16 protein-coding genes are annotated in these 13,371 nt (G+C 65.1%); 8 read left to right on the forward strand and 8 right to left on the reverse strand.

All coding sequences use genetic code 11. The features are described 5' to 3' along the window. Positions 1 to 119 precede the first annotated feature (119 nt). The 4 genes from AC07NV_RS05690 to AC07NV_RS05705 form a co-directional block, all read right to left on the reverse strand. Positions 120 to 1,940, reverse strand: a complete 1,821-nt coding sequence (locus AC07NV_RS05690) for an ABCB family ABC transporter ATP-binding protein/permease (protein ID WP_495165373.1) — start codon at positions 1,938 to 1,940, stop codon at positions 120 to 122. A gap of 317 nt (positions 1,941 to 2,257) precedes the next feature. After that, entirely contained in the window at positions 2,258 to 2,818 is a 561-nt protein-coding gene (locus AC07NV_RS05695; RefSeq protein ID WP_495165990.1) for an LptA/OstA family protein, read from the reverse strand. 14 nt (positions 2,819 to 2,832) lie between these two features. Further along, a complete protein-coding gene (lptC, locus tag AC07NV_RS05700; protein WP_495165374.1) occupies positions 2,833 to 3,471 on the reverse strand; it encodes an LPS export ABC transporter periplasmic protein LptC in 639 nt (212 codons plus the stop codon). A gap of 29 nt (positions 3,472 to 3,500) precedes the next feature. Then, positions 3,501 to 4,118 (reverse strand): ribonuclease D, encoded by a 618-nt coding sequence (locus tag AC07NV_RS05705; RefSeq protein WP_495165375.1) that lies wholly within the window; start codon positions 4,116 to 4,118, stop codon positions 3,501 to 3,503. Between the two features lie 262 nt (positions 4,119 to 4,380). Here AC07NV_RS05705 and AC07NV_RS05710 point away from each other — a divergent pair, with 262 nt between their 5' ends. After that, the gene (locus AC07NV_RS05710; RefSeq protein ID WP_495165376.1) at positions 4,381 to 5,190 is read left to right on the forward strand and encodes a cold-shock protein; all 810 of its coding nucleotides are present in this window, start codon (positions 4,381 to 4,383) and stop codon (positions 5,188 to 5,190) included. Positions 5,191 to 5,272: 82 nt separating this feature from the next. Here the strand turns inward: AC07NV_RS05710 and AC07NV_RS05715 are convergent, their stop codons facing one another. The 4 genes from AC07NV_RS05715 to AC07NV_RS05730 form a co-directional block, all read right to left on the reverse strand. Beyond that, entirely contained in the window at positions 5,273 to 5,734 is a 462-nt protein-coding gene (locus AC07NV_RS05715) for a Dps family protein (protein ID WP_495165377.1), read from the reverse strand. Positions 5,735 to 5,848: 114 nt separating this feature from the next. Beyond that, positions 5,849 to 6,418 carry a TMEM165/GDT1 family protein gene (locus tag AC07NV_RS05720; protein WP_495165378.1) on the reverse strand — a complete coding sequence of 190 codons (570 nt, stop codon included), beginning with the start codon at positions 6,416 to 6,418 and terminating at the stop codon, positions 5,849 to 5,851. Positions 6,419 to 6,450: 32 nt separating this feature from the next. Then, positions 6,451 to 6,783, reverse strand: a complete 333-nt coding sequence (locus AC07NV_RS05725) for a hypothetical protein (protein ID WP_495165379.1) — start codon at positions 6,781 to 6,783, stop codon at positions 6,451 to 6,453. Positions 6,784 to 6,833: 50 nt separating this feature from the next. Beyond that, positions 6,834 to 7,478 (reverse strand): GGDEF domain-containing protein, encoded by a 645-nt coding sequence (locus tag AC07NV_RS05730; RefSeq protein WP_495165380.1) that lies wholly within the window; start codon positions 7,476 to 7,478, stop codon positions 6,834 to 6,836. Positions 7,479 to 7,686: 208 nt separating this feature from the next. Here AC07NV_RS05730 and purE point away from each other — a divergent pair, with 208 nt between their 5' ends. The 7 genes from purE to AC07NV_RS05765 all read left to right on the forward strand — a co-directional run bounded on the left by purE (position 7,687) and on the right by AC07NV_RS05765 (position 13,336). Then, a complete protein-coding gene (gene purE / locus AC07NV_RS05735; RefSeq protein ID WP_495165381.1) occupies positions 7,687 to 8,184 on the forward strand; it encodes a 5-(carboxyamino)imidazole ribonucleotide mutase in 498 nt (165 codons plus the stop codon). A 4-nt stretch (positions 8,185 to 8,188) separates the two neighbouring features. After that, positions 8,189 to 9,262, forward strand: a complete 1,074-nt coding sequence (locus tag AC07NV_RS05740; protein ID WP_495165382.1) for a 5-(carboxyamino)imidazole ribonucleotide synthase — start codon at positions 8,189 to 8,191, stop codon at positions 9,260 to 9,262. Next, positions 9,259 to 9,750, forward strand: coding sequence for a dihydrofolate reductase (locus AC07NV_RS05745; protein WP_495165383.1), 492 nt, complete (start codon positions 9,259 to 9,261; stop codon positions 9,748 to 9,750). Before AC07NV_RS05740 ends, AC07NV_RS05745 begins: the two co-directional genes overlap by 4 nt. Positions 9,751 to 9,752: 2 nt before the next feature. Then, positions 9,753 to 10,934 (forward strand): dipeptidase, encoded by a 1,182-nt coding sequence (locus tag AC07NV_RS05750; RefSeq protein ID WP_495165384.1) that lies wholly within the window; start codon positions 9,753 to 9,755, stop codon positions 10,932 to 10,934. After that, entirely contained in the window at positions 10,931 to 11,860 is a 930-nt protein-coding gene (locus AC07NV_RS05755; protein ID WP_495165385.1) for a bifunctional riboflavin kinase/FAD synthetase, read from the forward strand. Before AC07NV_RS05750 ends, AC07NV_RS05755 begins: the two co-directional genes overlap by 4 nt. A gap of 71 nt (positions 11,861 to 11,931) precedes the next feature. After that, positions 11,932 to 12,981, forward strand: coding sequence for a glycerophosphodiester phosphodiesterase family protein (locus tag AC07NV_RS05760; RefSeq protein WP_495165386.1), 1,050 nt, complete (start codon positions 11,932 to 11,934; stop codon positions 12,979 to 12,981). A gap of 64 nt (positions 12,982 to 13,045) precedes the next feature. Further along, a complete protein-coding gene (locus tag AC07NV_RS05765) occupies positions 13,046 to 13,336 on the forward strand; it encodes a GIY-YIG nuclease family protein (RefSeq protein ID WP_495165387.1) in 291 nt (96 codons plus the stop codon). The last annotated feature ends 35 nt before the right edge of the window (positions 13,337 to 13,371 follow it).

A 13,371-nucleotide genomic window follows, 5' to 3' on the forward strand; every position in this document is an offset into this window, starting at 1 on the left:
AAAATTCCTACCTTTCGCCGCAAGCGCCGCCTGCAGGCGAGCTGGTCCGGTACCTCAAATGGCGGAAATGACTTACAAAATTGTAAACCCGTTGCAGGAAGCAACGAAGAGGACGACCGTCAGGCGTCGGTCGTCCCCTCCTCCTTCTCCGCCTGCTGCCGCGCCCACATGTCGGCGTACAGCCCGCGCATCTGCAGCAGTTGATCGTGCGTTCCCGTCTCGGCCACGCGCCCCTTGTCGAGCACGATGATCCGGTCAGCGTTTACCACCGTCGACAGCCGGTGCGCGATCACCAGCGTCGTGCGCCGCGCCGCGATGCGCTCGAGCGTGTCCTGGATCGCCGCCTCGGTGCGGCTGTCGAGCGCGCTCGTCGCTTCGTCGAGGATCAGCACCGGCGGGTTTTTGAGCAAGGTGCGCGCAATCGCGACGCGCTGCTTCTCGCCCCCTGACAGTTTCAGGCCGCGCTCGCCGACTTCGGTATCATAGCCCTGCGGCAGGATACCGATAAATCCGTCGATCGCCGCGCCTTCGGCCGCCGCCGCAATGTCGTCGGCGCCCGCACCTTCGCGGCCATAGGCGATATTATAGCCGATCGAATCGTTGAACAGCACCGTGTCCTGCGGGACGATGCCGATCTCGGCGCGCAGGCTTTTCTGCGTCACCCTGGCGATATCCTGATCGTCGATCGTGATCCGCCCGCCCTGCGGGTCATAGAAGCGGAACAGCAGCCGCGCGATCGTCGACTTGCCCGCCCCCGACGGCCCGACGATCGCCAGCGTCTCGCCCGCGCCGACCGCAAAGCTCACCCCGTTCAAAATCGTGCGGTTGGGCTCATACCCGAACACCACATTTTCGAACGCCACCGCGCCGCCGTTCACCACCAGCGGCCATGCATCCGGCGCATCGCTGATCTCGGACGGCGTGTCGATCAGGCGGAACATCGCCTCCATGTCGATCAGCCCCTGACGGATCACGCGATAGACCATGCCGAGCATGTCGAGCGGTCGAAACAGCTGCGCGAGCAAAGTGTTCACCAGCACCACGTCGCCGACCTTATATTCGCCCTGCGACCAGCCCCACACGGTATACGCCATCGCGCCCGCGAGCGCGGCATTGGTGACGAGGCTTTGCCCGATGTTCAGCCAGGCAAGGCTGTTTTCGCTCTTCACCGCGGCGCGTGCATATTGGTCGGCAACGTCGCGGTAGCGCGCTTCCTCGCGCTCTTCGGCGCCGAAATATTTGACCGTCTCGTAATTGAGCAGGCTGTCGACGCTGCGTCCGATCGTCAGCGTGTCGAGGTCGTTCATCCGCGTGCGCAGCGCGTTGCGCCAGTCGGTCACCTTGCGCGTGAAGATGATATAGACGACGACCATCAGCGCGGTCGCGCTGGCGAGGCCGAAGCTGAACTTGGTCCAGAAGATGATCAGCACCGCGGCGAGTTCGATGATCGTCGGCGCGATATTGAACAGCAGGAAATAGAGCATCGTGTCGATGCTCTTCGTCCCGCGCTCGATCACCTTGGTGACCTCGCCCGTCCGCCGCGCAAGATGGAAGCGCAGGCTCAGCGCATGGAGGTGGCTGAAGGTTGTGATCGCGAGTTCGCGGGTCGCATCCTGTCCGACGCGTTCGAACACGACGTTGCGCAGATTGTCGAACAGAACGCCGGCAAAACGCGCACCGGCGTAGGCGAGCACCAGCCCGATCGCGAGCGCGACGCCTTCCTCCATCCCCGGCGCCATCTTGTCGATCGCGGCACCATAAAGGAAACCCATCGACAGCTGGACGCCCTTCGACACGAGCACGATCAGCGCCGCAAGGCTGATGCGGACCTTGTGCTCGGTCTGCCCCGCCGGCCACAGATAGGGCAGAAAGCGTTTCAGCGTCGCAAGGATGGGCGGTTCGCGCGAGGCGTCGGCGGAAGTGGAGGTGTCGGGCGGCATGCGCGCCCCATGTAGGGGCGCGGGCCCGTCCCGCCAAGCGCCGAACGCGCATGGTCAGCGCGTCAACGCGACTCGCGATACCCCGCATGGCGCATGATGCGATCGATCAGACGTCGTTCTTCGGATGTGGGGCTGGGGATCACCACCTCGACAGGCGGTAACTGGCGACGCCCGAAAAGCGGACGCCGGGGCGGCACAATGGAGGAAAAGCGCATGGGGGCTGCTTTCAACTGCGCGGCTCGCCCCCCGGCGCCACAATGATCTGGTCCCGCACCCTTGGTGAAGGCGCGTGGTTGCAGAATCGTAAAAAGCGCTGGTTACTGCTTTCTTTCCGGTACCGTGAAGGTGCCGGTCACGCGCCCGCCCGTGCCGCCCTGCACCGGATTGCCGTCGGGACCGCGCGCCGCGCCGCGCCCGTCGACCGTCGCACGCCCCGTGTTAAGGTCAATCACCATGCGCCCGCCGCGCAGATTATTGCCGCGCTGGGTCAACTGGACATTGCCGACCATCGTGATCAGCCGCCGGTCGAGGTCGTAGATCGCGACATTGCCCGACGCACGCTCGTCGCCCTTGGTCACCACGACGCCGCCGGTCGCGTCGAGCCGGTTGACGTCGGTTCCACCCGATCGCGTATAGGCGACGGTCATCCGCGGTGCAGTGACAGTCAGCCCCGCTTGCGTCACCCGGACGTTGCCCTCCAGCACGACACGGTCGGCGCGGTCCTGCACCTCGATGCTGCCTGCGGCGAAATCGACCGGCGCACCGCTGTTATGGTTGGCGAGAGCCTGCGCCTGCGCGGCGTCGCCGCCGGTGCCGGCCGACAGCAGTGCGAGGCTGGTCAACGCAAAGCCCGCGCCTGCAAGCAGCGCGCTCTTCATCGGCGATACGCGGTTCATTTGAGCACTCCCTGATTGATCCGCAGCCGCGCATTGCCTTGCAGCCGCACGATGCGCTGGTCCAGATCGGCGGTCAGCTGGTTGGCCGAAAAATGGCCGATGTTCAAAGTTCCGTCGACGCCGCCCTGCCCGATCAGGCTGCGGGTCTTGAGGTCGATCGCCACATTGCTCGCGTCGATCCGGTATCCGCCGGCGCTCTTGACCTGCACCAGCCCCGGCACCGCGACCTTTTCGGTATCCATATTATAGGCGCTGTCGCGGGCGACGATCGTCGCCGGGCCGTCGGCAAGCTTGATCGCTCCCGACAGGTCGGTCATCCGCACGATCGGCTCGGCCGAGCTCTTCTGGACCGCGCTGCCCGCGAGCAGGGCAAAGGGCTGCCCCTTCGCATCCTGACCACGATATTCGGCGCGCGTCACCTTCATCCGTTCCTGCGCCATCTCGACCTTGTCCTTGGAGAGCAGGAAGCTGATCTCGGCACGCTGGGTAAAGGGCGAGAAGACCAGCACCGCCGCAACAACACCGATCACGAGCGGCAGACCGTAGCGCAAGATGCGCACGACGCGGTCGTGGCTCGACCCGGTGGTCGCCCACATCCGGCGCATCGTGCGGTCAAGGTCGGCGCGTTCGGACATTCATCGAGCCCTTGGGCGAATCGCTGGCATCACATGTGCGCGAAGATATCGACCTCGGGCCATCCGGCCAGGTCGAGCGCCGCACGCGTCGGCAGGAAATCGAAACAGGCCTGCGCCAATTCGGTGCGACCTTCGCGCGCCAGCCGGACGTCGAGGATTTCTTTCATCGCGTGCAGAAAGCGGACGTCGCTCGCAGCATAATCGCGCTGCGCGTCGCTCAGTTCGGCGGCGCCCCAGTCGCTCGACTGCTGCTGCTTCGACACTTCCTGGCCCAGCAATTCGCGCACCAGTTCCTTGAGGCCGTGGCGATCGGTGTAGGTGCGGATCAGCTTCGATGCGATCTTGGTGCAATAGACCGGCGCCGTCACGACGCCGAGCGCCTGCTGCAACGCGGCGATGTCGAAGCGTGCAAAATGGAACAATTTCAACCGATTAGGGTCGGTCAATATCGCCTTCAGCACCGGCGCATCATAGGCGCTGCCGGGCTTGAAGCGAACGAGATGCTCGTCGCCCGACCCGTCGCTGATCTGGACGAGGCATAGCCGGTCGCGCAGCGGGTTCAGCCCCATCGTCTCGGTATCGATCGCGACCGCGCCCGAACCCAGCACGCCCCCGGGCAAATCTTCTTCGTGGAAATAGACAGTCATAAGGCCCGCCTTAGGCGAAGCGGCCGTGTCGCTCAATGACTGGTTTTCGCGGGCGCAGACCGTCCGCCGCGAGCCTGCGGCAAAGCGGGCTTTACAATGATCGCGGGCTTGAATTTTCCGTTCGCAGATCATGTTCATTTAGGTTATATATTGCGCCGTTAGAGGCACGGGGCGAGTCTGTGTCCATGGTGAACTGCGTCCCCGTCCGGCGCAAGGCGCCGGTCGAATGGGGTATGGACGAACCGAAAGCGACTATTAGACAATGAGTTTCAACAAGGATCGCCGCGGCCAGCGGGGGCGCGGCAAGCGCGATGATTTCGGCAATTTCGACAGCTTCGAACCTGCACCCTATGGCGGCGACAGCTATGGCGGTGGCAATCGTGGTGGCGGCTTCGGCGATCGCGGCGGCTTCGGCGGTGGTGATCGTGGTGGCGGCTTCGGTGGTGGCGACCGCAGCGGTGGCGGCGGCTTCGGCGGTGGCGATCGTGGCGGCGGTGGCGGCTTCGGCGGCGGACGTGGCGGCGGCATGCCCGCGCAGGTCGTCGGCGAAGGCAATGGCACGGTAAAATTCTTCAACCCGGCAAAGGGCTTTGGTTTCGTCGCCCGCGACGATGGCGGCGAAGACGTGTTCGTGCACATCAGCGCGGTCGAACAGGCAGGGCTTCAGGGTCTCGCATCGGGCCAGCCGCTCGGCTTCACGCTCGTCGAACGCAACGGCAAGGTGTCGGCCATCGATCTGAAGATCGAAGGCGAACCGATGCCGATCGAAGATAGCGCACCGCGGCAGCGCGACGATCGCGGCGCCCCCGGCGGCGCAGCTCCGGGCGGCGCCCGCGGCCGTCGTCAGCTCACCGGCGAACGCACCTCGGGCACCGTCAAATTCTTCAACACGACGAAGGGCTTCGGCTTTATCGCGCGCGACGACGGACAGGCCGATGCCTTTGTCCACATCAGCGCGGTACAGCGCGCCGGCATGGCGGGCCTCGACGAAGGCGACCGTGTCGCTTTCGACATCGAAGTCGACGACCGCGGCAAGTTCGCGGCGGTAAACATCCAGCCGCATCAGGACTGATCGGCCGGACAGGTAAAACGGAAAGGGCGGCCCTCGGGCCGCCCTTTTTGTTTGCCCCTCCCGTACGGGGAGAGGGGCGCTCTCAATACCCCAGCGTCGCCTCCAGGAACCAGATGCGTTGCTGCGTCTCGTCGGCCCAGCCATCGACCAATCCGCTCGTGGCGATGTCGCCGTCAGCTTCGGCCGCAGCCTTCACCTCCCTGAGCTGTCCGAGCAGGGTCTTGTTGTCGCCGGCCAGCGCGCGGATCATCGCTTCGGCGTCTGCGCCCGCACTGTCATCGTCGCGGATCGATGCGCGGCGACTGACGTCGCCGATCGAGCGCAGCGTCGGCGCACCATTTTTGCGCACGCGCTCGGCGATCAGGTCGGTCGTCGCGAAAATCTGCGCCGCCTGTTCGTCGAACAGCAGGTGCAGCTCGCGAAAGCGTGGGCCCTGAACGTGCCAGTGATAATTTTTCGTCTTCAGATAGAGCGCAAAACTGTCGGCGAGCAGCGCGTTGAGCGCATCGGCGACGGCGGGGGCGTTGTTGTTTTTGTCGGACATGGGAACATCCTTTCTGTTGTTCCCCGGATATAGCGACGCCGCCCGGCGCTTTCCCATTGAAGCTTTGGGTGAGTTTCATCGAGAAAAGCGATGACAGCCATCCAACGAGATCGATTACCCGATCAGTCCGAAAGCTCCCAGTCCGGTGCGGATTCCCCATAGCAAAAGGATCGCGGCACTCGCCCAGCGCAAGACGCGCGCCGCGCGCCGCTCGGCCAGTGCCGGGCCAAAGGCAAGGAAGGGGAGCATCGCAAGCGTCCAGCCGACCAGTCCGCCCGCCGCCGCCCATTGCCCGGCGCCGCTCGTCGCGGCGAGCGCACCGATCAGGAAATGGCTGCGATCGCCGAACTGCGAGGCCAGCATCCGCGCCGCAAGAAGGGCCCGCGACGCTTCGTTGACGCCCGTATCGGCCCGTGTCGGCCGGTCGCGCCACAGCAGCGCGATCACTGCCGACAGCATTGCGAACGCAACGAGCAGCGCGGCAACACCTTGCCCGATCAGGCCATTCGCGAGTCCACCGGCTGTTGCGGCGACAACAGCATTGAGGATGAAGGCAGCGAAGGCGATGGCGACCGTGACGCGCCGGTCGGCGCGCGTACTCAGCAGGCGCGAAAGCGCGATCCCGCTGCGGCCGTCGGCATTGGCGAGCAGCACCGCCACCAACGCAAGCATGATTGCATCCATGGAATATTGTCTGGATTGTCAGCAGATTGGCGTCAATGCCCCAAACGCACCGCGACCGACGCCAGCCACGCCTCTTGCGCGGCCGCCGGGAGCGGGCCCTGCGGCGCCCCTGCCGCATCGCTCATCGCATCGAGATAGGTCAGGATCGCAGCCCGGTACCCGCCGCCCGCGACCGCCGATTCAAGGCGGCTCGCCAGCGTTTCGACCGCGGCAAAGCCATTGTCGCGCGCCAGGCAACGGATATCGTCGATGCCCTGCACGATCTGCGCCAGCGCACAGTGCGGCAACGCTTCGGCGAGCGCGCCGATCTGACCGGTAATCCGGTCCTGGATGTCATGATATGGGTCGGCTTGGGTTCGCATCATTCACCCCCTGTCCTCAAAGGGCAGGATGCGCCCTTTTGGTTAACGGGTCGTTAGCGATGGCCCGGAAGGCCGCCCTGCGCCTGCTTGCACCGGTACATGTCGCGGTCGGCCGCGGCGAGGATGTCCGATTCGGTCATTCCGGTCTGCAGCATCGCGACGCCGAAACACGCCGATAGCGCAATCTCGTGCCCGTCATAATGCGTCGGCGCGGCGGTGAGCACTTCGCACAATCGGGTGACCTGTACCCGTGCGCCGGCTTCGCTCGACTGGTCGAGGATCAGGCCGAATTCGTCGCCGCCGATCCGCGCGGCGACGTCGGTCGCACGGATCGCCCCGGCTAGCCGCTTGGCGATTTCCATCAGTGCAAAATCGCCCGCGGCGTGACCAAAGCTGTCGTTGATGAATTTCAACTGGTTGACGTCGACGAACACGACGGCAGCGCGTTCGGCGTGGCGTTCGAAGCGGGCCATGCGATGGTGGATCGCGGTCAGGAAATAACGGCGGTTGAACAGCGGGGTCAGCGTGTCGCGCTCGGACACGCGCTCGAGTTCGGCGACAGCGATCTTCAATACGCGGTTTTCGCGGCGCAAGGCGTCGCGTTCCCGGCGTATGTCACGCAGTTGGTCCTCGATGGAGTCAACGGAAACGGTGCCGAACTGGTCGACCGCGATCCGTGCCCCCCCTACGCTATCCATGCAACGTCCCCGAAACGATCCCACGCCCCCGGCCGAACGCCGACGGATATAACACGGCAACCCTAGCCGCGACTTGATACCAATCGGTAAACGCGCCGGTATGAATTGCGCGGCGTTGCCCGCACGCAAAGCAGTCGCTAGGGGGGATGCGGCGGCGATTCACCGCGCGACGAAGCGCGCGATGAAGGCCGGGGCAGGAGGGATTGGAATGGGCGAAACGGCCCCACAGGTCGGAGTCATCATGGGCAGCCAGTCGGACTGGCCGACGATGGCGCACGCGGTCCAGATCCTCGAAACATTCGGCATTGCCCATGATGTACAGATCGTCTCGGCGCACCGCACCCCCGACCGCCTCGTCGCTTACGCCAAAAGCGCGGCCGGGCGCGGGTTGAAGGCGATCATCGCCGGCGCCGGCGGTGCTGCGCACCTGCCCGGCATGGTCGCATCGATGACGCGGGTTCCGGTGCTCGGCGTGCCCGTCCAGTCGGCAGCACTCAGCGGCGTCGACAGCCTCTATTCGATCGTCCAGATGCCCGGCGGCGTGCCCGTCGCGACCTTTGCGATCGGCAAGGCGGGCGCGACCAACGCCGGCCTGTTCGCTGCAGCCTTGCTCGCGAACAATGATGCCATTCTCGCCCAAAAACTCGACGCCTGGCGCGATGCGCAGACGAACAGCGTCGCCCCGATCCCTGTGCGCGAGGGCTGATCTTTTGCTTCCACCCGGTTCGACGATCGGCATTCTCGGCGGCGGCCAGCTCGGCCGCATGCTCGCCGTCGCAGCCGCGCAGCTCGGCTATCAGGTCCATATCTATGCGCCGGACCGCGAAAGCGTCGCCGCCGACGTCGCCGCGCACCATGTGCAGGCGGCGTGGGATGACGAACCGCGCCTCGCCGCTTTTGCTGCGGCGTGCGACGTCGTCACCTACGAGTTCGAAAATGTGCCCGTCGACACGGTGCGCTTCCTGTCGGGCCATGTCGCGATCCGCCCCGGCGCCGCGGGACTCGAGATCGCGCAGGACCGGCTGACCGAAAAGAATTTCGTCGCCGGGCTCGGCGGCCGCCCCGCGCCTTTCGCGGCTGTGCCAAGCCGCGCTGCGCTCGATACAGCATTGGCCGGCATCGGCGCGCCCGCGATCCTCAAGACGGTGCGCATGGGTTATGACGGCAAGGGGCAAGCGCGCCTCGGGGCGGCCGACGATGCCGATGCCGCATGGGATGCAATCGACCGCCACGCCGCGGTGCTCGAGGGCTTCGTCCGTTTCGATCACGAATTTTCGGTGCTGATGGTCCGCGGGATCGACGGCGAGACGCGCTTCTGGGACTCGCCCGTCAATGTCCACAAAGACGGCATTCTCGCGACCTCCACCCTACCGCCGCCGCAGATCGTCCTCGACCAGCAGGGCGAGGCGCGCACGCTGATGGCGCGCATTGCCGAAGAGCTCGACTATGTCGGCGTCCTTACCGGCGAATTCTTCGCCACCGATGATGGTCCGATATTCAACGAAATGGCGCCCCGCGTCCACAACAGCGGCCATTGGACGATCGAGGGCGCGGTGACGAGCCAGTTCGAAAACCATATCCGCGCCGTTGCCGGGCTGCCGCTCGGCAGCACCGACACCGCGGCGCTGCCGGTCGTCATGCACAATCTGATCGGCGGCGGGATCGAGACGGTGCCCGCCCTGCTCGCCGATCCCGCCTGCCACGTTCATCATTATGGCAAAGCCGAGGTCCGCGACGGCCGCAAGCTCGGCCACGCAACCTGGGTTGGAACCTCGCCGTCATGAATCGTCCCGAAATCACTTTGGTTCTCGCGCGCGCCGCCAATGGCGTGATCGGCGCCAATGGCAAGATGCCCTGGCACTTGCCTGCCGACCTCCGTCGCTTCAAGCAGATCACCATGGGGCGCCCGATGATCATGGGGCGCAAGACCTTCGACAGCCTTCCTGCGGTGCTCGAAGGGCGCCGCCATATCGTCCTCACCCGCGATCCGGAATGGCAGGATGAAGGCGCCGAGCCGGTGTCGACAATCGAGGAAGCGCTCAAACTTGCCAACGCGCCGCACGTCATGGTGATCGGCGGCGCCGAAATCTATCGCCTCTTTCTTCCCCTCGCCGACCGCATCGAGCTGACCATGGTCGCGATCGATCCGAAGGGCGACGCGATCATCGACTATCCGGCCGCCACCGACTGGCACGAAGCGGCGCGCGAGGACCATCCCGCCGACGACGCTGGCCGCCCGGCCTACAGCTTCGTCACGCTGACAAGGAAATAGCTATGCGCCGTTGGCTGATCGGGATCCTGCTCGTCGTCGCGATTGCCGCGCTCGCCTTCTTCACGCTCGCCCCGGGCATCCTCGAGCGCAGCATGAACAAGGTCGACGGCAAACCGCTGCCGGAAATGAGCGCGCGCGCGCAAGCGCTGCACAAGACGCTGACGATCGTCGATCTCCACAGCGACAGCCTGCTGTGGAGCCGCAACTTCCTCGATCGCGCCGAACGCGGCCATATGGACCTGCCGCGCCTCGAAGATGGCCATGTCGCGCTGCAAATCCTCGCCAGCACGACCAAATCGCCCAAGGGCCAGAATTACGACGCCAACAGCGGCGACACCGACAATATCACTGCGCTCGTCATCGCACAGCTCCAGCCGGTCCGGACGTGGAACTCGCTGCTCGAACGCTCGCTCTGGCACGCCGAGAAGCTGCATCGCGCGGTCGCCGCATCGAATGGCAAACTGCGTGCTGTCGCCGCGCCCGAGGATATCGACACGTTGCTCGCCGCCCGCCGCGGCAAAGTACCGCCGGTCGGCACGATGCTCAGCATCGAGGGATTGCACGGCCTCGACGGCAAGCTCGCCAATCTCGACAAACTCTATGCCGCGGGCTTCCGGATGGCGGGGCTCACCCATTTTTTCGACAATGATCTCGCCGGATCGATGCACGGGATGAAGAAGGGCGGGCTCACCCCGCTCGGACGGCAGGTCGTCGAAACGATGGAGGCCAAGGGCATGGTCGTCGACATCGCGCATTGCTCGAACGCCTGCGTCGCCGACATCCTCAAGGTCGCGCGCCGCCCCGTCGTCTCCAGCCACGGCGGCGTGCAGGCGACGTGCAAGGTCAACCGCAACCTCAGCGACGAACAGATCCGCGGCGTCGCCGCGACCGGCGGCCTCGTCGGCATCGGTTATTGGGATGCGGCGGTTTGCGACACGTCGCCCGCGAGCATCGCGAAGGCAATGAAGCATGTCCGCGACCTCGTCGGTATTAGCCACGTCGCGCTCGGCAGCGACTATGACGGCGCGACCACCGTACGCTTCGACACGTCGAAGCTGGTGCAGGTCACGCAGGCGCTGATCGACGCGGGCTTCAGCGACGACGAGATCCGCGCCGCGATGGGCGGCAATGCGATCCGCGTGATCAAGGCGGGCCTCGTGCCCCTCACCCCGCCGACCCCATGATCCGTCTCGACGGCCATAACCGCATCGAAGAACCGCTTCGCGGCGGCGTGATCGCGCTCGGCAATTTCGACGGGTTCCACGCGGGCCATCAGGCCGTCGTCGGCCGCGCCGTCCGCCATGCACGGGACGAAGGCCGGCCCGCGATCGTCGCGACCTTCGACCCGCATCCGGTGCGCTTCTTCAAACCCGACGTCCCGCCCTTCCGCCTCACCACGCTCGATCAGAGGCAGGAGCTGTTCGCGGCGGCAGGCGCCGATGCGATGCTCGTCCTTCCCTTCGACGCCACGCTCGCAAGCACGACCGCCGAGGATTTCATCACCGGGCTGCTGCTCGATCGCTATGGCGCCGCAGGCGTCGTCACCGGCAGCGACTTCGTCTTCGGCAAGGGCCGCGGCGGCGATGTCGTCACCCTCGCCGAGCACGCGCGCACGCACGGCTTCTTCACCGAAATGGTCGCCCCCGTCGACGATGCCGAGGACGTCATCTCGTCGAGCCGCATCCGCGAAGCGTTGCAGGCGGGCGACTGCGCCGCCGCTGCGCGCCTGCTCACCCGCCCGTTCACCGTGCGCAACCGGGTCCAGCACGGCGACAGGAACGGCCGCCTGCTCGGCTTCCCGACCGCGAACCTCGAAATGGGGCAATATCTGCGCCCGCGTTACGGCATCTACGCGGTCACCGGAAAGCTGCCCGACGGCCGCATCCTCAAGGGCGCGGCAAACCTCGGCATCCGCCCCAGCTTCGATCCGCCGAAGGAATTGCTCGAACCGCATTTCTTCGACTTTTCCGAAGATCTGTACGGGCAGGAAATCGATGTCGCCTTCCACGCATTCATTCGCCCCGAGGCGAAGTTCGACGGCATGGATGCGCTGATGGCCCAGATCGCGGCGGATTGCGACGAGGCCAGGCTGTTGTTGGCCGACCAATAATATGATCGTCATGCCGGACCTGATCCGGCATCCATGGACCCCGGATCAAGTCCGGGGTGACGAACGGGGGGATGATGACCAACAGCGAAGACTGGGCCGCCGCGCTCGAAGGCCCGCCGAAAAAGCCGATGAAGCGGCGCACCAAAATCCTGCTCTGGATCTTCGCCGCGCTCGTCGGCTGGCTCACGCTCAGCAACGCCAGCTTCCTCGCCCCTGATCCGGCGGGAAAACCAAAGCTCATCGCGCACCGCGGCGTCTATCATCTCTATGACAAGCGCGCCGCGACCGGCCGCGATACCTGCACCGCCGCCTTCGCCTATCCGCCCGAGCACGAGATATTCGAAAACACCCCCGGATCGATGCGCTGGGCGGTCGGGCTGGGTGCGAACATGGTCGAGGTCGACGTCGCGCCGACGAAGGACGGCCGCATGGTCCTGTTCCACGACTGGACCGTCAACTGCCGCACCAATGGCAAGGGCGAGACGCGCGACCTGACGCTGGCCGAGCTGAAAGCGCTCGACATCGGCTATGGCTATACCGCCGACGGCGGCAAGACCTTCCCGCTGCGCGGCAAGGGCGTCGGCCAGATACCGACCGTCGAGGAAGGGCTCGCCGCGCTTCCCGTCCACCCGATCCTGTTCAACTTCAAATCGAAGGATGCGGGCGAAGCCGACCAGCTCTATGCGATCCTGAAGGCGTCGGGCCGCGACAGCCAGAAACTCGGCGACGCCTTTTACGGCGCCGAAGCCCCGGTGAAGCGGATGCGCGAATTGCTGCCCGACAATTGGTCCTTCGCGATCAAGGAAGAAATCCAGCCCTGCACCCGCGATTATGTCCTCTATGGCTGGAGCGGCGTCATACCCGAAAGCTGCCGCGGCAGGGCCATCGGCATTCCGGTCAATTATCAATGGGCCTTCTGGGGCTGGCCCGACCGGCTGATCGCGCGGATGGACAGCGTCGGCGCGAAAGTCATCGTCTTCGGCCCCTATGAACGCGGCAAGTCGACCGAAGGCCTCTCCGACCCGCGCCAGCTCGCCAAAATCCCCGCCAGCTTCAACGGCTATATCTGGGTCGAGGATATTCGCGCGGTGGGGCCCGCGCTGCGGCCGCGGCAGAGATAGGATTGCTCCATAGCGGACAAATATGATCCCCGGCGAAAGCCGGGGCCCAATATAACACCGCGTCATGAAGCAAGGCTGGATCTATATCCTCACCAACAGGCACAACGGGACGCTCTACATCGGCGTCACCAGCAACCTGCCGCAGCGCATCGAGCAGCACTGCGAAGGACTGATCGGCGGCTTTGCCAAGAAATACGGACTCAAGATGGTCGTCTGGTACGAACATTTCGATAGTCTCCACGACGCGCGTCGCCGCGAAGTTCAGATGAAGGAATGGAAGCGGGCATGGAAGATCGAGCTGATTGAAAAGGCGAACCCCGAATGGCACGATCTTTCTTTCGAGCTTCTGCGCTAGCTTTCTGGGCCCCGGCTTTCGCCGGGGTTCACAAA

This window comes from Sphingopyxis sp. GW821-FHT10B01 (assembly GCF_059415685.1).

Coding starts and splice junctions, on each gene's coding strand:
- AC07NV_RS05715 (WP_495165377.1), bottom strand. CDS start 5,734: ATGTCCGACAAAAACAACAACGCCCCCGCCGTCGCCGATGCGCTCAAC.
- AC07NV_RS05730 (WP_495165380.1), bottom strand. CDS start 7,478: ATGGATAGCGTAGGGGGGGCACGGATCGCGGTCGACCAGTTCGGCACC.
- lptC (WP_495165374.1), bottom strand. CDS start 3,471: ATGTCCGAACGCGCCGACCTTGACCGCACGATGCGCCGGATGTGGGCG.
- AC07NV_RS05765 (WP_495165387.1), top strand. CDS start 13,046: ATGAAGCAAGGCTGGATCTATATCCTCACCAACAGGCACAACGGGACG.
- AC07NV_RS05705 (WP_495165375.1), bottom strand. CDS start 4,118: ATGACTGTCTATTTCCACGAAGAAGATTTGCCCGGGGGCGTGCTGGGT.
- AC07NV_RS05755 (WP_495165385.1), top strand. CDS start 10,931: ATGATCCGTCTCGACGGCCATAACCGCATCGAAGAACCGCTTCGCGGC.
- AC07NV_RS05690 (WP_495165373.1), bottom strand. CDS start 1,940: ATGCCGCCCGACACCTCCACTTCCGCCGACGCCTCGCGCGAACCGCCC.
- AC07NV_RS05695 (WP_495165990.1), bottom strand. CDS start 2,818: ATGAAGAGCGCGCTGCTTGCAGGCGCGGGCTTTGCGTTGACCAGCCTC.
- AC07NV_RS05725 (WP_495165379.1), bottom strand. CDS start 6,783: ATGATGCGAACCCAAGCCGACCCATATCATGACATCCAGGACCGGATT.
- AC07NV_RS05710 (WP_495165376.1), top strand. CDS start 4,381: ATGAGTTTCAACAAGGATCGCCGCGGCCAGCGGGGGCGCGGCAAGCGC.
- purE (WP_495165381.1), top strand. CDS start 7,687: ATGGGCGAAACGGCCCCACAGGTCGGAGTCATCATGGGCAGCCAGTCG.
- AC07NV_RS05745 (WP_495165383.1), top strand. CDS start 9,259: ATGAATCGTCCCGAAATCACTTTGGTTCTCGCGCGCGCCGCCAATGGC.
- AC07NV_RS05760 (WP_495165386.1), top strand. CDS start 11,932: ATGATGACCAACAGCGAAGACTGGGCCGCCGCGCTCGAAGGCCCGCCG.
- AC07NV_RS05720 (WP_495165378.1), bottom strand. CDS start 6,418: ATGGATGCAATCATGCTTGCGTTGGTGGCGGTGCTGCTCGCCAATGCC.
- AC07NV_RS05750 (WP_495165384.1), top strand. CDS start 9,753: ATGCGCCGTTGGCTGATCGGGATCCTGCTCGTCGTCGCGATTGCCGCG.